This is a genomic window from Limnobacter sp. 130, from assembly GCF_902506325.1.
GTDB lineage: Bacteria > Pseudomonadota > Gammaproteobacteria > Burkholderiales > Burkholderiaceae_B > Limnobacter.
Genome location: NZ_LR732328.1, coordinates 422936 through 443161 on the forward strand (window position 1 = coordinate 422936; position 20226 = coordinate 443161).

The 20226-nt window shown below is 52.6% G+C and carries 20 protein-coding genes and 1 tRNA gene; 13 read left to right on the top strand and 8 right to left on the bottom strand.

What is annotated here, in order from left to right:
• Positions 1–83 precede the first annotated feature (83 nt).
• The 5 genes from FRIGORI9N_RS02030 to FRIGORI9N_RS02050 all read left to right on the top strand — a co-directional run bounded on the left by FRIGORI9N_RS02030 (position 84) and on the right by FRIGORI9N_RS02050 (position 5391).
• A complete protein-coding gene (locus tag FRIGORI9N_RS02030; protein WP_159568241.1) occupies positions 84–2312 on the top strand; it encodes a penicillin acylase family protein in 2229 nt (742 codons plus the stop codon).
• Between the two features lie 45 nt (positions 2313–2357).
• A complete protein-coding gene (locus tag FRIGORI9N_RS02035; RefSeq protein ID WP_159568242.1) occupies positions 2358–2981 on the top strand; it encodes a ParA family protein in 624 nt (207 codons plus the stop codon).
• 92 nt (positions 2982–3073) lie between these two features.
• Positions 3074–3484 carry a hypothetical protein gene (locus FRIGORI9N_RS02040; RefSeq protein WP_159568243.1) on the top strand — a complete coding sequence of 137 codons (411 nt, stop codon included), beginning with the start codon at positions 3074–3076 and terminating at the stop codon, positions 3482–3484.
• A 160-nt stretch (positions 3485–3644) separates the two neighbouring features.
• On the top strand, positions 3645–5084 hold the full coding sequence (locus FRIGORI9N_RS02045; RefSeq protein ID WP_159568244.1) for a pilus assembly protein TadG-related protein: 1440 nt from the start codon (positions 3645–3647) through the stop codon (positions 5082–5084).
• A 40-nt stretch (positions 5085–5124) separates the two neighbouring features.
• Entirely contained in the window at positions 5125–5391 is a 267-nt protein-coding gene (locus FRIGORI9N_RS02050) for a hypothetical protein (protein ID WP_159568245.1), read from the top strand.
• Positions 5392–5412: 21 nt separating this feature from the next.
• Here FRIGORI9N_RS02050 and FRIGORI9N_RS02055 read toward each other — a convergent pair whose 3' ends face one another.
• The 3 genes from FRIGORI9N_RS02055 to FRIGORI9N_RS02065 form a co-directional block, all read right to left on the bottom strand.
• Positions 5413–5868, bottom strand: coding sequence for a hypothetical protein (locus FRIGORI9N_RS02055; RefSeq protein WP_159568246.1), 456 nt, complete (start codon positions 5866–5868; stop codon positions 5413–5415).
• The gene (locus FRIGORI9N_RS02060; protein ID WP_159568247.1) at positions 5865–7013 is read right to left on the bottom strand and encodes a hypothetical protein; all 1149 of its coding nucleotides are present in this window, start codon (positions 7011–7013) and stop codon (positions 5865–5867) included. Before FRIGORI9N_RS02060 ends, FRIGORI9N_RS02055 begins: the two co-directional genes overlap by 4 nt.
• Positions 7014–7191: 178 nt before the next feature.
• Positions 7192–7267: transfer RNA gene (locus FRIGORI9N_RS02065), tRNA-Phe, on the bottom strand.
• Positions 7268–7394: 127 nt separating this feature from the next.
• Between FRIGORI9N_RS02065 and FRIGORI9N_RS02070 the strand changes: the two genes are divergently transcribed.
• Positions 7395–8630 carry an FAD-dependent monooxygenase gene (locus FRIGORI9N_RS02070; protein ID WP_159568248.1) on the top strand — a complete coding sequence of 412 codons (1236 nt, stop codon included), beginning with the start codon at positions 7395–7397 and terminating at the stop codon, positions 8628–8630.
• An 86-nt stretch (positions 8631–8716) separates the two neighbouring features.
• Positions 8717–9526, top strand: a complete 810-nt coding sequence (locus FRIGORI9N_RS02075; protein ID WP_159568249.1) for a DsbC family protein — start codon at positions 8717–8719, stop codon at positions 9524–9526.
• 19 nt (positions 9527–9545) lie between these two features.
• On the opposite strand, the gene FRIGORI9N_RS02080 is transcribed toward FRIGORI9N_RS02075, so the two are convergent.
• Entirely contained in the window at positions 9546–10790 is a 1245-nt protein-coding gene (locus FRIGORI9N_RS02080) for a murein transglycosylase A (RefSeq protein ID WP_159568250.1), read from the bottom strand.
• Positions 10791–10931: 141 nt separating this feature from the next.
• Positions 10932–11315, bottom strand: coding sequence for a Co2+/Mg2+ efflux protein ApaG (gene apaG / locus FRIGORI9N_RS02085; protein WP_159568251.1), 384 nt, complete (start codon positions 11313–11315; stop codon positions 10932–10934).
• Positions 11316–11465: 150 nt separating this feature from the next.
• On the opposite strand from apaG, the gene rpe reads away from it, so the two are divergent.
• The 6 genes from rpe (at position 11466) to trpC (ending at position 16859) form a co-directional block, all read left to right on the top strand.
• Positions 11466–12146 (top strand): ribulose-phosphate 3-epimerase, encoded by a 681-nt coding sequence (rpe, locus tag FRIGORI9N_RS02090; protein WP_159568252.1) that lies wholly within the window; start codon positions 11466–11468, stop codon positions 12144–12146.
• 6 nt (positions 12147–12152) lie between these two features.
• Positions 12153–12833 (top strand): phosphoglycolate phosphatase, encoded by a 681-nt coding sequence (locus FRIGORI9N_RS02095; protein ID WP_159568253.1) that lies wholly within the window; start codon positions 12153–12155, stop codon positions 12831–12833.
• Positions 12833–14335 carry an anthranilate synthase component I gene (trpE, locus tag FRIGORI9N_RS02100; protein ID WP_159569557.1) on the top strand — a complete coding sequence of 501 codons (1503 nt, stop codon included), beginning with the start codon at positions 12833–12835 and terminating at the stop codon, positions 14333–14335. Before FRIGORI9N_RS02095 ends, trpE begins: the two co-directional genes overlap by 1 nt.
• Before the next feature lie 98 nt (positions 14336–14433).
• On the top strand, positions 14434–15003 hold the full coding sequence (locus FRIGORI9N_RS02105; RefSeq protein WP_159568254.1) for an aminodeoxychorismate/anthranilate synthase component II: 570 nt from the start codon (positions 14434–14436) through the stop codon (positions 15001–15003).
• A gap of 20 nt (positions 15004–15023) precedes the next feature.
• Entirely contained in the window at positions 15024–16061 is a 1038-nt protein-coding gene (gene trpD, locus FRIGORI9N_RS02110) for an anthranilate phosphoribosyltransferase (RefSeq protein ID WP_159568255.1), read from the top strand.
• 9 nt (positions 16062–16070) lie between these two features.
• On the top strand, positions 16071–16859 hold the full coding sequence (gene trpC, locus FRIGORI9N_RS02115) for an indole-3-glycerol phosphate synthase TrpC (protein ID WP_159568256.1): 789 nt from the start codon (positions 16071–16073) through the stop codon (positions 16857–16859).
• On the opposite strand, the gene FRIGORI9N_RS02120 is transcribed toward trpC, so the two are convergent.
• From FRIGORI9N_RS02120 to FRIGORI9N_RS02130, 3 genes are read right to left on the bottom strand one after another with little or no spacing between them, the layout of a single operon-like run.
• A complete protein-coding gene (locus tag FRIGORI9N_RS02120; RefSeq protein WP_159568257.1) occupies positions 16853–18691 on the bottom strand; it encodes a M61 family metallopeptidase in 1839 nt (612 codons plus the stop codon). The genes trpC and FRIGORI9N_RS02120 overlap by 7 nt on opposite strands.
• A gap of 16 nt (positions 18692–18707) precedes the next feature.
• Positions 18708–19691 carry an MDR family oxidoreductase gene (locus FRIGORI9N_RS02125; protein ID WP_159568258.1) on the bottom strand — a complete coding sequence of 328 codons (984 nt, stop codon included), beginning with the start codon at positions 19689–19691 and terminating at the stop codon, positions 18708–18710.
• Positions 19692–19742: 51 nt separating this feature from the next.
• Positions 19743–20225, bottom strand: a complete 483-nt coding sequence (locus FRIGORI9N_RS02130; RefSeq protein WP_159568259.1) for a DUF3429 domain-containing protein — start codon at positions 20223–20225, stop codon at positions 19743–19745.
• Position 20226 lies beyond the last annotated feature (1 nt).

A 20226-nucleotide genomic window follows, 5' to 3' on the forward strand; every position in this document is an offset into this window, starting at 1 on the left:
AAGTTGCCTCACCCGTTGTGTTCAAATCTCTTGGCCCATCTCAAAACCCCCTGCTGCGTAAACTTGCACGGGGGCTTGCCCGCTTGTCCAGTACCATGGGCTGGTTGTCGGTTCGCTACCCCATCTACACGCTCGAAGACCGGCTACAGCAATTCAAGGCTTTGAATCTGTCGTTTCCCGCGGGAACATTCGTTCGATTCAATGAATTCTTTGTCCCTTATGTGTTCTCAAATTCAGACCGTGACGGTGCTTTTGCACTGGGCACTGTCACCGAATTTCAGCGCGGCCCGCAGTTGCAATTTCTCAAACGCCTGGCGCAAGGGCGTCTGTCAGAAATGGGTGGACGTGGGTTTGTCGACATGGACCATCTCATTCGTCTGCTTGATTTTGGTCGTGCCGCTCCCGAAATATGGGCCAACATGCCCAAAAGCAGTCAAGCGTGGGTCGAAGGTTTCGTAGCCGGGCTTAACTGCGTGCAGGCGCAACGAAAGCGTGGAGTCGATGAAAGGTTTCTTGGAATCACCCCCGAACCCTATACCCCTTTGGATATTCTCTTGTTTGGTCGGCTTGCTGGCGCCGATGTGAACTGGCCCATTTACTTTTCATTGATCGAGCATCGTTTGTCCGGAGATTTCATTGAATGGTGGAACCGGTTGCGTCGGGTCGGAGCAGGTGTTTCCACCAGTTTCGATGGCCCTGAACCCGGCAAACCCAGTACAGCTCAGCAAATCGGCGACTTTCTTAACAGCTTGTCCCGCTCAGGCAGCAATTCAATTGTGGTGCATGGCACACGCACTCAAAGTGGCAAACCACTCATGGTGAACGACCCGCACTTGGGGCAACACCTGCCCAATGTGTGGATGATGGTGGGGCTGCGCACGCCAGGCTATCAATGTGTCGGTTTGATGTTTCCCGGCGTGCCCATTTTGGGGCTTGGGCGAAATTCTGATCTGGCCTGGGGTGGTACAAACTTGCGGGCAGCATCATCTGACCTGGTTCGTCTGGACGAAACCACCATTCGAAATACAGTCGAGCAACTGGTAAAAATCAAGGTCCGGTTTTCGTGGGCCAGAACCAGAAGGCTGAGGTTTTCTCCCCACGGCCCAGTGCTCACCGATTGCGCCGCTTTGGGGCGATTGTGCGGCAAAGACAACCTGGCCTTGCGTTGGGCGGGGCATTGGCCCACCGACGAGATCACCAGTTTCTTGCACGGCATGCAGGCACACAATGTGGCGCAGTTGCAAAAAGCCATGCATGGTGTGGGCGTCACACCGCTTAATGTGCTGGGCGCAGATACCACCGGCAATATTGGGCACGTGTTGGCGGCTACTTTGCCCAAACGCCCCGGGTTTCCCGAAGACGACTGGGTATTGCCCGAGTCCATGGCCAGTGAACATTGGTCGGTGCAAGTGTGTGCACGCGATTTCCCAAGCGTGATCAATCCCGCCGCCGGGTTTATCGTGTCTGCCAACAACCGGCCTTCGGAAGTCACGGGTTTGGGCTTCTTGTTCAATGGCGATGATCGTGTCATGCGCGCACGGGCCTTGTTCAATTCACAAAAGCGCTTAAGTCCCCAGGCATTGTTAACCTTGCAGTTGGATGTAACTTCTCCGTTGGCGGATCAATTGTCGAGTCGTCTGGCAGATTTTTGTCGTCCGCACTTACAAAGCAGTGAACAAAAAGTGCTGTGCAATTCGATCGACCTGTGGGGTGGTGCCTACACGGCAGACAGTTTTGCTGCCCTTCAGTTTGAGTTTTTGTTGGCCGCTTTGGTGAAGCAGTTGTCGGTTTTGCGCCACGCGGGCCGAACGCCCAGCTTGATGGATCAGTGGTCTTATCTGTCTGCCTGTTTGATGGAAGACCTTGAAAATCTCACAGACACTGAACGGGCAAGCGTGGTGCCATTGTGTGTTGATGAGGCAAACCGCAGGGCGCAGCACTGGCAACTTTGGGGTAATTTGCACAAAATCCGATTGCGCCATGTGTTGGGCCATGTGCCCTTGCTGGGCAAGCTGTTCTCGTCCAAATCGTTTCCTGCTGCGGGTTCGCGTGAAACCTTGATGAAAAATGCACACAATCTGATTCGGGGTTTTGATGAAACCAGTTACGGGTCTCAAAGCAGGCATCTCTCTGACCTTTCTGATCCCGACGAGAATTATTTTGTCTTGCTAGGTGGGCAAGACGGTTGGGTTGGCAGTCAATTGCTTATAGATCAAATCCCGCTTTGGCAAACCCGTCAAAGTATTCAGATGCCGTTGCGGCCAAGCCGCATTGAACAACTTTTTCCCCACTGCGCAGGCAGGTTAGAATAAATTCTCGATATCGCATTAATTTCCTACCGCACAGGATGTCCACCCATGAAAACCATCATCATTAGCAGCCGCAAAGGCGGGGCTGGCAAAACAACGCTCTCTTTGAATCTTGCCGCCTTGGCAAGCCAACAGGGCAAGAAAAAAGTAGCTTTGCTTGATCTTGATCCACAAGGTTCCAGCCGTTTTTGGGATTCGCTGCGCGAGGCCGATTACCCCGATGTGCGCAAGGTGGGTTTCAATGACATCGTCATTGTGCTTTCGGAACTTGATGATGAGGGATATGACTATGTTTTCATCGACATGCCCCCTACAGATAAAAAATGGGTCAAAGACGCCATGGAGCATGCTGATTTGGTGCTGATTCCGACCAAGGCCAGTCCGCTGGATATTCACAGTGCAAGCAGTACCCTTGAATGGGCCTCTGATGCTGGCAGCAAAGTAACCTGGGTCATCAACGGTGCATCGGTCTTTAGCAGCACACCCGAAATCGTATTTGAGCAACTCAAGACCACAGCCAAAATTTGCCGCACCATCGTGCACGAGCGCAACGATTTTGTGATCAGTGTTGGTTTGGGTAAATCCGTTAACGAATTTGCACCCAACTCCAAGGCTGCGGCGGAAATTGAAAGCTTGTGGAAAGACGTCAAAGGCTTGCTTGGCAGGGGCTAAGTACCGGCGCTGCACCAAAACAGACCATGTCGTCATCGGGTTTCTGGCACCCAAATTGCTAAATAACTTCCAGCGATCAAAAGGAGGGGGCAATGACCACGGTGCTGATTGTCGATTCGGACAAGGATTCTCGCTTGGCGCTGGAAGCTCAATTAATTGCGTCTAACCAGTTCGAGCAAGTCTTGTCCTGTCCAGGCCTGCAAACGGCCGAAGCTTCAATCGATGCATATGAAGTAAAGGTCATGTTGGTCGATGCCGAGCAGGCCGGCCAATCCCCCTTGCTTCAGCATATCAAGGCAAATAACCCAGAGCTGGGCGTTGTTTTGCTTCAGGGTAAAACCGGCGTTATCGATAGTGCAACATTGCTGGAATTGGGGGCACATGCACAAACTTCACGCCTTGCCGCGCCCATGGAAATTATTGTCAGTGTGGCCAAGGCTTTGGTAGGTCGTCTAAAGCCTGGCAAGCGCATTCTTGAAAAATTTCTCAAAGACGGTAAGTGAGCCTGTACTGAAAACCTGATCTAGACGCTGAATCGCCCTTAGCTTCAGATATCAAATTCACTGTTTTTCGTGCAGAATCAAGCTTGTTTGTCTTTGCTGCACCGACATGTCTTTAAAAAATTTCAACCACGCATCCTCGTCATTTCGCCAACGCGGAGCCATGACCATTCTCACAGTGTTCATCATGCTGATGACAGTGGGTGCCTTGGCTGTGTTGGGTTTGGGCCAGGTGATTTGGGAAAAAGAGGAAGTGCAACGCATCGCAGACCTTGCTGCCAAAACGGCAGCCAGCGATATTGGCAATGCTCCCCAGGGTTTTACAGCAGCGGTGGATTACGCAAGGCGCAATGGTCTTGACGACACCACTGACAGCATCTCGATCAGTTGCAATGTTCGCGGCACAGACACCTTATTGCCCGCTAACGCTTGCGACCGTTCTGTGTTGGTGCGCGTGGTGCGCAATGTGCCTGCTGCGTTTCTGGGTACCGAGCCTGTTGTGGCTGTGGCCGAGGCCACAGTGGCACCGGTTATCTCCGGTTTGGTGGGCACCAATTTGTTGGCATTGAATTTGAATGGTTCCAGCCTGTCTCCATTGATGAGTGCGATTGGTACTCAATTGAATCTTAATTTGTTGGGATTTCGGGGTCTCTTGGCCTCCAATGCCCAAGTGGACTTGCTGCAATTGGGCGTTGAGTTGGGTGCGTTCAGTGCGGGCGATCAATTGGACATGGCCCGTTTGTTGAATACGCGGGTTACAGCAGCAGGTTTGCTGGATGCCGCACTGAATGTCGCCGGTCCGGAGGCACCTGTCATTGCAATACCCGGTAGCGGTCCGGCAGATACAGTCAGTTTCTTGTTGAGAGATATATTGGCCGCAGACACCAGCGGCGACTCCGAGTTCGCAGGTGCGTCGGTGCGTTTGGGTAATTTGGCTTTCGCATCCAGCTTGGCAGCTGCTCGCGGCGTGGGCGGAACTGGCATTCGCTTGAATTTGGGCAATACTTTGAATGTCTCGGTGCTTAGTCCTCCCCAGCTGTTTGTGGCCACCAAGCTGAATAATGACGGCAGGGTTATCGCAACAGCGCGTACCGAACAAATTGCAGTGTCTACACGAATCAGTGGTTTGTTGGATTTGCGGGTAACAGCAGGTGGCGGCTCAGTTGACATTAAAGACATTGATTGCAGGCTACCTCAATCTGATTCTGCTGTTGTGGTGGATTTGGACTCCACGCCCATCATAGCGGCTTTGGGTCTTCCATCTTTGCCGTTGTTGGGTCAGCGTACCATCAATGCCAATGTTGGTAGTGGCAGTGCCAACGATGTTCCAATGGTGGGTTATCCAGATCCTGTCGTGACAACTTCTTACAGTTTCGAGGCGTCCCAGGGGGTCGGCAATTTGCTCGCCAATTTGAACACAGGCGTTAATGCGTTAAATGGAATCTTAACTGTGCTGGCTACCAACCCGGTTTTGAGCGCTGCATTGAACTCACTCGGCGGTGGGCTCGATGAGATTCTTGAAGTGTTGGGTCTTGAGGCCAATGAAGTTTACGTACAAGTCGACAACATGGATTGCTTCAACACAGCAGTGCTCACCCGTTGAGTTAAACTTCCCCTACATCAATAAAACGAGGGGCTAAGGCATGGGCGAACAACGGGTTTGGTATGGACTTCAAGCGGGTCTGGTGGTTTTTTGGCTGATCGTGCCCTTGGTCGGGCTGTTGGGTTTCCATGTTCCCTTCCTTACCTTGTTCGCAGCGATCATTTTGCTGGCGCATGTGCTTGAAATTCCTCTGGCGATCAATCGCCTGCGCGCACTGAATTTGCCAGTCGGTAAGGTGGTTCTAAAAACATTGGTGTTCGGTTTTACCTGGTGGCTGCCTTTGAGCAAAGGCTATACCAAAGAATAAAGCCAAGCCGCCCTTGGCGGCTTACTTCACGCGAATCACTTTCAAGCCGTCGGGCAGCTTTGGTTTGCTGCCATTGGGCATCCAAAGATAACCAATGCCGCCAGGCTGTTCTTTAAGCGTGGTAAACAACTCTTCCTTGGTGTCAACTTCTGTCGGTGGCGTGCCTTGGCCGGTGTACCGTCGCACGTGCCAGTATCCCGTGTAGTCCAGCTCGTTCAACTCCATGATTCGTTCTAAAAACGCATCGCGATCGTTGGTGCCGGGGGCTAGGTTCAAAGGCGTCAATCGATAGCCATTGACCTGGCTCAATCGCCCCTTGTAAATGCTGCGCAGTTCACGAATTGCAATTTCATTGATAGGCAGTGTGGCAGACGACACCACATACACCTCTGCAGAGGCTGCGCCAACCACGCCCAACATTAAGTACAAGCCGATCGACGCGGCGGCCTTAACAAAACTGGCGGTGCGCGTAATCATTGCCACACCCAGTTGTAAGACACGCTCAGGAAATTAAACGTGGTGTTGGGAATGCGGTTGTCGGACAACTGCGGGCGCGTGTTTTTTTCGACGACGTGCTGCAATTCAAGCTTGATCGAGTCCGATGGGCTCAGATTGTATTTGCCACCAATCGCGAATGAGTACTGATCATCGAATTCTGAAATGAATCGACCGTAGCTTCCATAAACTGCATGTTGTTTAAATACTTTGCGGATCAAAAGAATGTTGCCGCCATGCTCCTCATACTTGGGCGCCGATTGCGTAATTCTTGGCAAGCCACTGCCTGTGATAATTCCGCTTTGGGATGCTGCCAATTCAGTCTGGCTCAACTCTCCGCGCAAGGTGTAAAGATCCCATCGGTATTCAGCACCAAGGTTTGTGAATCTGGCGTTTGCGTCAAGCCGTCCGTCTGTTAATGGAACACCGCCAACTTGAGTCAAGACCCGGTCTACTTCCGCACCGTGGTGTGCAATTTGGATGCGGTAACGCTCACCTTGAACGCTGAGTACCAGGCCGCCAATTTCAAATGAATTCAGCGGAAAGTCCTGGTTAAATCCAGCAAGCCGCTGAACAATATCCCGCTTGCCTGTGATCGCTTGAAATCCCCAATATCTCCCGCCAGCATCCTCAAAGTTGTAATTGGCTGAGAATCCATCCAGCGATAGAACGCCCGCGTTGTAGTAAACCTCTGGGCTTAAGTTGGCTGGCACATAGGTATGCCCAACGTCGAGATTCTCGGAGTCAAGATAGTAATTAAGTCGTTGGCGACCTAATTTAAAGTGCCAGTTGTCATTGGGCTTGAACTTCAAGAATGCCCAGCGATTGTCAAACTCGACACTTTCATCACGTCTTTGCTTGGGGGCGACCACGTACTGCACCGTTGCACTGAGCTGATCTGACAACTGCACATCCAGTTGCGCACCCAAAATCGAATTGACCTTGAACGTGCCGTCTTCATTGATGAAGCGCAGGTATTTTTGTTCGTTATCACCCTGCGTGTATTGAATCGTGCCAAATCCGCTGAGCGAATAGTCCACAGCCATAGCCTGCGCATGGCATAGCGCCAGGGCAATCGCAAGTGCGGTGACCTTCAACAGCTTGGTCAATGTGGCGGAAAGGTTCAAAAGCAGGCTCAACACATATTATTTTTAGAGTGCAGCCATTATCCGGTGCTTGACGGTCAGAAAACAATCAAAGACCCGAGCGTTCCCGTTTCGTTGTCGACAAAAGGCGACAACAAAATGCTGAAGAAAGCATGGTTTGGTCTGTCAGTACTTGGGGGGGGGGCGTAAATTGGGATGGTGGTGGCCGAGGACAGAATCGAACTGCCGACACAAGGATTTTCAATCCTCTGCTCTACCGACTGAGCTACTCGGCCACGCGTTTTCGGTGGTGTTCACTACCGAAGCCCGCAAGTTTATCCGAAACTTTGACGTTGCGCAAACAAGAAATGCAAAATCGCTGTAGCATGTTCAATAATTCACGATGCCGGCCATTTAAAGACCATGAGCAACCCAGTAAGCACGCAGTTTCAGAATACATCCAGTCATGATGTCGCCATCATTGGTTGTGGTGTGGTTGGCCTGGTGGCTTCACTCGTGCTGGCCAGTTCTGGTTTCAAGGTACTGGTGGTGGGGGCTCGTCCGCCCCAGTTTCAGCCCAATCCCGATCAGCGTTTTGATCCCCGGGTATTTGCCTTGTCGCATCGCAGCCAGCGGGTACTAGACCGCTTACGTGTTTGGGACAACATTCCTAGCGAAAAGGTACAACCCGTCACCGAAATGCAGGTATGGGGCGATTCCAATGGTGATGCTCAAGGTCACCTGCGTTTCAATGCCAGCGACACGGGGGTTGATTACCTCACCTGGATTATTGAGCAAAGCTGTCTTTTCGAAGTGCTGTTTTCAGCAATGCGCTATCAGCCCGGCATTGGCTGGCTGGATGCGAAAGTCGAGGGACTTTCCCGCGAAAAAGAAGGTTGGGCTGTGGTCACCAACCTGAAAACCGTTCGCGTGCCTTTGCTGATCGCTGCTGACGGCGCTCAAAGCCAAACCCGCAAGCAGGCAGGGCTTGATTTCACGCTTGATGATTACAGCGCCGAGGGCGTTGTAACAACCTTTGCCATTGAAAAGCCTCACCATGGGGCCGCACGCCAATGGTTTGTTGGCGATTCTGTTTTGGCCATGTTGCCCTTGCCTGGTCCCCATGTCTCCATGGTGTGGTCCATGCCCTTGTCCCAGTCTCAGGCCTTGGTTCAACTCAGCCCATCCGACATGGTCAATCGCGTGCAATCCCTCTCCGGTGGAGCAGTTCAGGAACTGTATGGCGACTTGGTGCCTGTGGGTAAAACTTATGCCTTTCCGCTGAAACATGGCGTTGCGCCTGTGTGGTTTGACAATGGGGTTGTGTTGATGGGCGACGCTGCGCATGTTATTCACCCATTGGCAGGGCAGGGTTTGAACCTTGGATTGGAAGACGCCGCAGAGTTGGCCAATTTGCTGACTTCTCGCAAGCGGCTTCTGGCCGTGCAACGCTTGGGTCTCGCAGACGAGCAATTGTGGCGCGCTTGGGAACGCCGCCGCAAGGCTGCCTGTAAACCAGTGCATTTTCTAACAGATGGATTACACACCTTGTTCCGACTCGATTTGCCCGGCGCAGCCTGGGTACGCAACAAAGGCATGCACCTGGTCAACCAGCTCCCCATGCTCAAGCGTTGGTTGTCTCAACAGGCCATGCGGTAAATTCGTTCTTATATTCCTGACGCAATGAACAAATTGCCTTCGGGCCTGTCCTAACTACAATTCATCATTTTTACCCAAGCAGACCTATGAAATTCAATTTACCTTTGTCCTTCCGCAAACGCAGCAGTGCTGTTGTGTTCTCTGTAATCGCGTTGTCAGCAGGCGCATGGGCATTGTCCCAGTCTGTGCAACCCGCACAGGCCGCTGCAAGCAAATCGCAGGTTGAACGCATCACGGCAGCCGTGAACGAGTCGTTGGGCGCGTCAGGCGTAAAAGTGGTTTCAGTCAATGACATTGAATTCATTGATGGCTTGTTTGAGGTTGTTGTGAATCACAACGGCACCAAAAAAATCATTTACACCAATGCAAGCGGTAGTCACCTGATTTTGGGTGAACTGATGGAAAGCAAATCCATGGCGAATTTGACTGAAGCCAGGCTGGACAAACTCAATGCCATCAATTTCGAAAAAGATCTGCCTCTGGGCCTGGCCTTGAAATCAGTGTACGGAACGGGTAGCCGGAAAATCGCTGTATTTGAAGACCCCAACTGTGGCTATTGCAAGCGTTTCCGCAAAGAAACCCTGTCCAAGTTGCAGGACACCACGGTTTACACCTATGTCTATCCTGTGTTGGGCCGCGACTCGGTCGACAAAGCGCAAAAAGTAATGTGTGCCAGTGACAAATCCAAAATGTGGGATGACTGGATGCTGAAAGACCAGTCCCCCACAGGAAACGGCAATTGCAACCCGCCGATCGACGAGTTGGTCAGCTTGGGCCGAGGCATGGGTGTGTCAGGTACACCCACCGTATTTTTCCAGGACGGCACACGCGTTAGTGGCGCCATTCCATCTGCCGACCTGAATCGCCGCATCGCTGCGGCTTCCCGGTCTAAATAATTACTTCGGCTCCCGGGGTTCAGCTTCCGCTTTCGGGCAGGGGAGTACCCTTGGGCCAAATCAACCACATCTTCAATGGCTGGCGAGTCAAGCCGGCTGCTGTACCCGCTTCCTCGCCGGTTCCCCAAAAATAGTCGGCACGCACCCGTCCCCGAATGGCCCCCCCAGTGTCTTGCGCCAGTGTTCCCTGTGTAATTGGCGTGTTGTTCACGGGGTTGCTTGATTCGATCCAGATCGGGCTGCCATAAGGTACTTTTTCCCGGTCTATGGCCAAGCTGAGTTTGCCAGTCAGGGGCACACCCATGGCGCCCACCGGGCCTTCCTGCGGTCGCAGTACCTTGTTTTCCTTAAAAAACACCACGCTTGGGTTGGCATTCAGCAAATCATCCAGCTTGCCAGGGTTGGCTTTCGCCCAATTTCGGATGCCGGGAATTGTGGCTTGGGCTGCGGTCAATTCTCCGCGGTCCACCAGCACTTTGCCAATGGATTTGTAAGGGTGGCCATTCTGCTCGGCATAACTCAGCCGAATCACGCTGCCATCGGGCAAAGTCACCCGGCCCGAACCCTGCACCTGCAGTAAAAAAGCATCCAGTTTGTCATCTACCCAAACAATCGGTTTCTCGCGATCAGGTCCCAGGCGTTCCCATTCCGCCCTGTCGAAGAAAGGTACCAGCGTATTGCCCTGAAGGCGGCCGCGCAGGCGCTTGCCTTTCAGTTCCGGGTATTGTTCATCCAGCTTCACCGTGATCAAATCCGCAGGTACACCGTAAAGGGGGGCTTTGTAAGCGCTTTGTTCTTTGCGTGCACCTTTCAGCATGGGTTCGAAATAACCGGTTAGCAAGCCTTCTTTCTTGCCGTCTTCCTGTTGAAATTGCCACACATCAAAGTTGGCTTCCATCCAGATTTGTGCCGGTAAAAGTGTATTGCCACTTAAATTTTGTCGGGCTTTGCGGCAAGCGTCCAGCAGGCCGGTGGGCGTGGCTTTGCGTTTTGCAAGGGCATTGCCGTTGACTGAGCATTGCTCTGCAAAGGCCTCCAGAAAGCGGCTGTGGTTGCTTGTGTTCCAACCGGGCAAGCTTGAAAAATCTGACTTCACAAACAAGGGCAAAGCCGGTTTGTCGTCTTTTTTCTCGGTTTGCGCCGGTTTTTCTCCTGTCGGGCATGAACATTCAGCCGCTTTTGGGGTCGGAGAAGTAGCGCATCCAGATAAAATCAGGGCAGCCAGCATGGTGCTGGGCCACCAACAACGGAGTGAATTGAACATGTGGTTACTCATTGCGGAAATGGTTTTGGCTTTGGGCCTGATCGTGTTCATTATGTGGTGGACTTTGAGGGCCAGGGTGGATCATCCTGTGGAAAAACCGGATACGGAGTCTTCCAAAACAGACTCACCCCCAAACAAGGATTAGTGCAACACCCGCGGCATTGACAGCAAAAACTCGGGCACGGGCACATCAAATTGCTCGCCGCCTTCACCCACAAAAGTGTAACTGCCCTTCATGGTACCCACCGGGGTGGGCAGCGGGCAGCCGCTGGTGTACTCGAAACTCTCGCCAGGGCGTAGTGTGGGTTGTTCGCCGACCACGCCATCGCCTTTTACTTCTTGAACAATGTTGTGGGCGTCAGTAATGATCCAGTGGCGACTCAGCAATTGTGCTGTTCTTTCACCCACATTTTCTATTTCAATGGTGTAGGCGAAAACATAAGGACCTTTGTCTTTGTCGCTTTGCTCCTCAAGAAACTGGGTGCTGACTCGGACTTCAAACTGATAGGGTGACGGGCTACTCATGCGGTGTGGCTTGTTTCTGTTGCTCTGGGCATTAAGTATGACTTCAAACCCCCGTTTTCACAAATCCGAAGCCGCTTTCAAAGCCATTTGCCCGGGGTAACTTCGTTTAAACTCTTGCTTTGTGTCTGAATTTTTCTTCGAAGGCCTGCCATGAACCCGTTTGTTATTGCTCCCAGTATTCTTTCAGCTGACTTTGCCCGTCTGGGCGACGAGGTGAAAAATGTCATTGCAGCGGGCGCAGACTGGGTTCACTTTGACGTCATGGACAATCATTACGTGCCCAACCTCACCATTGGCCCTTTGGTTTGCGAGGCCCTGCGCCCCCACACCACTGCGATGATTGATGTGCACCTGATGGTGCGTCCGGTCGATCGGATCATTCCCGATTTTGCCAAGGCGGGTGCCAACTTGATCAGCGTGCACCCAGAGGGAACGGATCACCTTGACCGAACGCTTGGCCTGATTCGCGACTCCGGTTGTCAGGCAGGCATTGTGCTCAACCCGGCCACCCCGATTTCCTGGGTGGATCACGTCATGGACAAACTCGACCTTATTTTGGTGATGTCGGTAAACCCTGGTTTTGGCGGGCAAAGTTTCATTCCACAAGCCTTGGTGAAGCTGACCGAATTGCGCAAGCGAATTGATGCACATGTGGCCAAGGGCGGTCAAAATATTCGCCTTGAAGTGGATGGTGGCGTGAAGCCTGACAACATTGCGCAAATTGCACGCGCAGGTGCTGACACCTTTGTTGCCGGCTCGGCCATTTTCGGCAAACCCGACTACAAAGCCGTCATTGACCAAATGCGGGCAGAGTTGGCCACTACGAGATAAGCGACCATGACCAAGAAAGCAGTATTGTTCGACCTCGATGGAACGCTTTTGCACACGGTGCCCGATCTGGCTGCCGCGGTGAATGCCATGTTGGCGGATTTGGGCAAACCCGTGTTACCCGAGGAAACCGTTGCAGTGTATGTGGGCAAGGGCGCAGAAAATCTGGTCAACAGAAGCCTTACCGGCAGCATGACCGAGAAGGCCTCCCCCGAACTGTATGCCCAAGCCATGGCCAACTGGCAAGGTCATTACACCCACATCAATGGCAATCACTCGGTGTTTTATCCGGGCGTGAGGGAAGGGCTTGATCTGCTGAAGAATGCCGGTTACAAACTGGCGGTGGTCACCAACAAGCCGGAACGTTTCACCAAGCCACTTCTTGAGCGCACTGGCATTGCCCATTACTTCGAGGTGGTCGTAGGCGGAGATACCTGCCCCGTGAAAAAACCCGACCCCATGCCCGTAACCCACGCCTGCAAGTTGCTTGGTGTTGAGCCCTCGCAGGCCCTGATGATTGGTGATTCCGTGAACGACGCGCTTGCTGCAAACGCAGCCGGCGTAGAGTGTTGGCTTTTGCCCTATGGTTACAACGAAGGGCGATCTGTTCACGACACACCGTGCGATGGCATCGTGAGCACGATCGAGAAAGCTGCACAACGCCTGCTGGGCACACGGGTACCACAATGATTTCTAAAGCTGAATTTGATGCATTCGCAACACAGGGGTATAACCGCATTCCGCTGATTGCGCGTTGCTATGCCGACCTCGATACACCCTTGTCGGTGTACCTCAAGCTTGCCAACAAGCCAAATACATTCTTGCTTGAATCGGTGGTGGGTGGCGAACGCTCTGGCCGTTATTCGTTTGTAGGTTTGCCTTCCACAATCACCATCAAGGTGGTTGAACATTCCGTGGTGGTACAACAGCAGCGCCCGGACGGCACGCTGGACACGCTTGAGACATTCAACGGCGACCCGCTGCAATTTATCGAGCAGTACCATGCCCGTTTCAAAGTGCCGCCTGTCAACGGCAGTCCCCGTTTTTTTGGTGGGCTAGCCGGCTATTTTGGATATGACACGGTTCGCTACATTGAGCCTCGACTTGAGGCCAGTCGCAAAGCCGACGATTTGGGTATTCCCGATATTTTGCTGATGTTCACCGACCGCATGGCGGTGGTCGACAACATTCAAGGCACCATTCAGCTCATCGTGTTTGTCGATCCAGCGCAAACCAATGCCTATGAAAACGGCGTTGCCGAGGTCAAGCGACTCATGGGCCAGCTTCGCCAGCCCATCGCCATTCCGGTCTCGGGCAGCAGCGAAAGTACCCCGATTGAACGCAGCATGAGCAAAGACTATTTCTTTGACATGGTGGCCAAGTCCAAAGAATACATCGCTGCCGGTGATGTCATGCAGGTGGTCTTGGGGCAGCGGCTGAGCAAACGCTTCACGCAAGACGCACTCATGCTTTATCGCGCCTTGCGTTCTCTGAATCCATCGCCTTATTTGTTCTATTACAACTTCGGCAGTTTCCAAGTGGTGGGTTCATCTCCTGAAATTCTGGTGCGTCAAGACCAGGTCGAAGGCAAAGCGCCTTTGGTCACCTTGCGCCCCATCGCCGGCACTCGCCCACGCGGCAAATCACTGCAAGAAGATTTGGCACTTGCCGAAGAGCTGCTGGCCGATCCCAAAGAAATTGCAGAGCATGTCATGTTGATCGACCTGGCTCGCAACGATGTGGGGCGTATCGCACAGGTCGGTTCTGTGCAGGTCACCGAGAAAATGATTATCGAGCGCTATTCTCATGTCATGCACATTGTCAGCAATGTCCAGGGCGACTTGAAGCCTGGTATGGGGGCCATGGATGTGCTCCGCGCCACTTTCCCTGCGGGCACGCTTTCCGGTGCACCCAAGGTGCGCGCCATGGAAATCATTGATGAACTCGAACCCACCAAGCGCGGCGTGTATGGCGGCGCCTGTGGCTATCTCAGTTTCACTGGCACCATGGATGTCGCCATCGCCATTCGCACTGGCGTGGTGAAAGACCAAACCTTGTATGTTCAGGCAGGTGCTGGCGTGGTCGCCGATTCCGTGGCCGAAAGCGAATGGCTCGAGACTGAGAACAAGGCGCGTGCGGTCATGCGCGCAGCCGAACTTGTGCAGGCTGGTCTGGACGGTGAGTTGTCGTGATTGTCTCTACCCGCAAGGGGCCGTGGCGGGTGCGTGTGTTAAAATTTTGACAAATCACGCACTTGTTTCTTCCCCCCTATTCGAAATGCAGGCCCGCCATGCTGTTGATGATCGACAACTACGACAGTTTTACCTTCAATCTTGTCCAGTACTTGGGTGAATTGGGTCAGCAAGTGCATGTTGTTCGCAACGATGCCATCACAGTCGATGAAGCACTAAGCCTCAAACCTCGTGCGGTGTGTGTTTCGCCTGGCCCCTGTTCACCAGCGCAGGCCGGCGTGTCCATCGAAATCATTCAGCGAATGGCCGGTGTGGTTCCCGTTTTGGGTGTGTGCCTGGGGCATCAGGCCATTGGCGAAGCCTTCGGTGGCAAGGTTGTACGTGCCAAAACCATCATGCACGGAAAAACATCCCCGGTTCATCATCACAATGTGGGTGTCTTTGAGGGCTTGCCCAACCCGCTTATCTGCATTCGCTATCACTCATTGGCGATCGAGCGGGAAAGCTTGCCCGATTGCCTTGAAATCACCGCAGAAACAGCAGATGGTGAAATCATGGGTGTTCGTCATAAAACGCTGGATATCGAGGGTGTTCAGTTTCATCCTGAATCCATCCTGAGTGACCGCGGGCATGATCTGCTCAAAAATTTCCTTAAGCGCGTTAACTAAACCCTTAACCCCCAAATCTCATGTCCCAGTCATTTAATTACCCCGCCATTTTGAATCAACTGCTTGCTGGGCAAGACTTGTCGCATGAACTCACCCGAAATGCATTTCAGCAACTATTGAGTGGTGGTTTGACCACTGCGCAAATCGCTGGTTTGCTGGTTGGCTTGCGTGTCAAAGGCGAAACAGCCGAAGAAGTGGCTGCCGCCGCGCAAGTCATGCGAGATCTGGTCACTCCGGTCGAGTTGCCCGCAGGCACTGAGGTTGTCGATCTATGCGGCACGGGTGGCGATGGTGCGCAAACATTTAATATTTCAACTGCCTGCATGTTCGTGCTGGCAGCCGCCGGCGCCAAAGTGGGCAAGCACGGTGGTCGTAGCGTGTCCTCTAATTCGGGCAGCGCCGATGTACTTGAATTGCTTGGCGCCAACATCAATCTGAAGCCGACCCAGGTTGCAGAATCAATCGCCCAAGTGGGCATTGGATTCATGTTCGCACCGAATCATCACAGTGCCATGCGTTTTGCGGGCCCGGTTCGCAAAGAACTGGGTGTGCGCACGGTGTTCAACATTCTCGGCCCACTCACCAATCCGGCCAATGCCAAGCGCCAGGTCATGGGTGTGTATAGCGCCAATTTGCTCGACTTACAGGCCGAAGTGCTCAAGCGTTTGGGGTCCATTCAAGCGCTCATCGTGCATGGTGAAAATGGCATGGACGAACTGTGTATTGAATGCGACTCAAAAATTGCTGAGCTACGCGATGGTGAAATCAAGCACTACAGCATCAAGCCCGAAGACTTTGGTCTCGCACGCGCATCACACAGCAGCCTGCATGCAGGTTCTGTCCAAGAGTCTCGCGACAAAATTTTCCATGCATTGAATGGCAAGGGCGGTGCAATTGGTGACATCGTGTTGCTCAACAGCGCAGCAGGTCTGTATACAGCAGGTGTTGCAGGTAGTCTGAAAGAGGGCATTGATGTGGCGCGCTCCACCGTGGCCAGTGGTGCAGCAATCCGCAAACTCAATGAGTTCGTCGACTTTACCAAGTCGATTGAGCAATAAGGCAGAACCATGAGCGATATTCTTGACAAAATTTTAGCCACCAAGCGCGAAGAAATTGCACAGGGCAAGCAGGTTTTGTCTGAAGTGCAATGGTTGACCAAGGCCGCAAAGCTGCCCCCAACGCGGGGTTTTGGCAACGCCATGAAAACAGCGGTGGCCAAAGGCCTGCCTGCAGTCATTGCGGAAGTAAAACGTGCCAGCCCCAGCAAAGGCATTCTGCGCGAACCTTTTGATCCCGTGGAAATCGCAAAAAGCTATGCCGAGCATGGTGCAACTTGTTTGTCGGTGCTCACTGACATTCAATATTTCAAAGGCGCGCCCCAGTACCTCGACATGGCGCGCGAGGCGAGTGGTCTGCCCTGCATCCGCAAAGATTTCATTATCGACACCTATCAGGTTGTACAAGCCCGGGGTCTGGGCGCCGATGCCATTTTGCTGATTGTTTCAGCCTTGCAGTTGCCTCAACTGCTGGAACTCGAGCAATGCGCCAATGAGCTGGGTATGGATGTACTTGTCGAAGTGCATGATGCACAAGAAATGGACATTGCCTTGCAATTAAAAACACCACTGATTGGTGTAAACAATCGCAATTTGCGCACTTTTGAAACTTCATTGCAAACCACGCTTGATCTGAAAGGTCGGGTGGGCCCAGAGCATTTGCTGATCACCGAGAGTGGCATTGCTACCCGTGACGATGTGGCCCTAATGCGTGCCAATGATATTCACGCATTTTTGGTTGGCGAGGCGTTCATGCGGGCAGCCTCGCCAGGGCAGGCACTGGCAGATCTTTTTTATTGAAGCCAAGGGGCAGGCACAACCTCGCCCTCGCTTTGTTCCGGTTTTTTGATTGTCCATTCATTGGATGCCGGTTCGGCTGGTACCAAACTAAATTCCATCAGCCGATCTGCGCGAAATGCAATTGCGCGCAGTGGTGTTCCGGGCCGGCTTGCTGCCAATAGCCGTTTGTAGTTGGTTTCGGTCAGTTTTTTCTCACCCAATGCCACCAGCCAATCGCCTGCTGAAATGCCACTCGCGTGGGCAGGACCACCGTTAATCACCTGCTTTACCAACATACCTTCAGGTTTAAATTGCCCGTGTAACCCAAGGTAAATTTGCTCATCATTTTGAGTTTGACTCAGGCTCAAGCCAAAGGTCTTTAAGGCCTCGTCCAATGGCAGCTCGTCGGTGCTCTGTGTCCATTGTTCAATTTCCCGGTTTAGCTCAATCCCTGTGGCTTCCAGCACCAGGCCTGGGAACTCATCCTCCTTCAGTCCCTCGCCAGTCAATCCTTTGCGTTGCCACATCAAGCGCATCACATCGTCCAGGCTTTTCTGGCCGCTGCTTTGTTTTCGAATTGCGGAATCAATACACAAAGCCACAAGTGAGCCCTTGGTGTAGTAACTCACAATTGCGTTGGGTGCATTTTCATCTTGTCGATAGTATTTGGTCCAGGCATCAAAAGAGCTGTCCGACACAGATTGATTCATGCGTCCAGGGCCCTTTCTCACCTGTGTAATGTTCCTGCATACGCTTTTCAGGTATGCCTCTTCGTCCAACTTGCCCGCACGTGCCAACACAACATCATCGTAATAGGATGTAAAACCCTCGAAAATCCACAACAATCGGGTGTAATTTTCCTGGGTCAGATCATAGGGAACAAATGCAGCTGGTTTCATGCGCTTCACATTCCAGGAATGAAAGTACTCATGGCTGCAAAGTCCCAAAAAGCCTTCATAGGCTTTGGACGTTTTCTCAACACCACATTGAGGCAATTCGTTCGCGTTAAAAAGCAATGAAGTGCTGTTGCGGTGTTCCAGACCACCGTAACCATTGTCGGTCGCATGCAGCATAAACACATACCGCTCAAAAGGCGCACGTTTGGTGTCGGGTTCAAACAAGGCGATCTGAATTTCGCACACAGGCTTCAGGTCGTTGCAAATCCGTTGCAAATCCAGGTCGGTGTCTGCGCCATACACTGCAAATACATGCTCAACTCCCAACACAGAAAAGCTTTCTACCCGCAAGGCGCCCATTTCAATTGGGTGGTCGATCAGGCAGTCAAAATCCGTCGCTATAAATTTGACTTGACCCCCTGCCCGAAGAATCGGGCAGCCATGTGGGTCTTTCAAGGTTCCAGGCTGGCTGGGCAAGCCGCAGGCGACCAGCCAGTCCTGTAAGTCGTCGCTAGGTCTGGAAATGGTCAACTCAACCGGTTCTTGTTCAAATCCCTTCGGGCACAGAAACAGGCTGGTGCCGTTGAAAAAACCATGGGTGTCGTCCAGGTGTGCGCCGCGCACTGACAAATCCCAGGCATACACTCGCCATTCGCATTGAATTAAAAGTGAATGCGCGGCAAGCCCAATCTGCGCGCCATCGACATGTACTCGCCAGCTGTCCTTCCTTTCCCGTGTGACCGTGGTTTCAACCTGTCCTACACGGGCCCGCACATAAAGCACGTTCCGTGCAAATTCACGAATCAGGTAACTGCCAGGAATCCAGGCGGGCAACGTTAAGTCAATCCAGCGCTCGTCGCCAGTGCCTTGCAGTTGGTCCCGTGCAATCTCAAATTGCAATTGAACGTCGAAATAGTGGCCTTTCGGGTCTGCCACCGTGACCTGGTAATGCAACATGGTAGTCGTCTGTGTATTAAATTTTGATAAGCACGCGGCCCGTGTTGGTTCCTGCCATAATTTGGGCAGCTGCTTCAATCGCACCTTCCAGTGGAAGTGTGCGTGAGAGTCCTTCCAACTTTTTCAGATCAAGGTCGGCAGCTAGTCTGCGCCAAGCTTCCTCACGCACTGGCAAGCGTGCCATCACCGAGTCAACGCCCGTCAAGGTAACGCCCCGTAAAATAAATGGTGCCACCGAAGAAGGCAAATCCATGCCTTGGGCCAAACCACATGCAGTCACCGTGCCACCGTATTTGGTCTGTGCACAGGCATTGGCCAGGGTGTGTGATCCCACGCAGTCCACAACACCAGCCCAGCGCTCGCGTTGTAAAGGTTTTCCGGGCTCACTCAACAACTTTCGGTCCATGACTTCGCTCGCGCCCAAACCTTTCAGGAAATCAGTTTGTTCAGGTTTGCCGCTGGTCGCCACTACGGTGTAGCCCAGCTTGCTCAACAGTGCGATTGCAATACTGCCGACGCCGCCAGTTGCACCAGTCACTAAAATTTCACCGCTACCAGGTTTCACGCCGCCTTTTTCAAGGCCCAGCACACACAACATGGCGGTGTAGCCCGCGGTACCGATCGCCATGGCCTGCGCAGGGCTTAAACCCGCTGGTCGTTTAATCAGCCAATCCCCTTTCAGTTTTGCTTTTTCGGCCAGGCAACCCCAGTGCGTTTCTCCCACGCCAAATCCATTGAGAATTACTTCGTCTCCAGGTTTGAATCCAGGGTGGGCGCTTTCCAATACGGTACCTGCACCATCAATGCCCGCAACCATGGGCCATTGGCGCACCACAGGTGACTTGTTGCAAATTGCCAGGCCGTCTTTGTAATTGAGTGTGGAATGGGAAATTCGAACCAGCACGTCACCAGCTTCAGGCAACTGGCTTTCGTCCAGTTGCTCAATACTGGCCTTGAACTCGCCTTGTTCGTTTTTTTGAAGAAATACCGCTTTGAACATACTTTGTCCTTCCTTGCTTTTTGGTCAGTCCTGAAAAATAGACTACACCATTTAAGCAAAGCAGGCGGTCACTAACAATCCAACAATTGCACCCAATGTCAGGTGGTTTCTCAGACGCAGGTAAGCATCGAACGCCTTCATGGGCTTTAAAAAGCGCTGGTCTACCATCCATACCAAAGCCAGAATCAGGGCAAGAATCCAAAGGGTGGATTCAGGGGGAGAGAATGCGCCAGCCAGCCAGGCCAACAGTGAGGGCGTTACTCCCCAGATAAAACTTCGTGTTTCAAATTCCGATTGATCCAATTCGGCAAGGTAAACAGGTTGGTCCTGGCTGCTGAGTGAAATAGCCAGTCCCCAATGCACAGCGCCCAAAAACGAAACAATGCACAATGCGTAAATCAGGTTGTAATTGGCAAAGCGCTCCGCGATCTCGGTACCGCTGTATATGCCGGTCAACGCAGCCAATCCCAAAAATGGAATCAGCCCTGCGTAACCGAGCACATTCATCCAGTGAGTTTTCAATGTTGGTGCCATC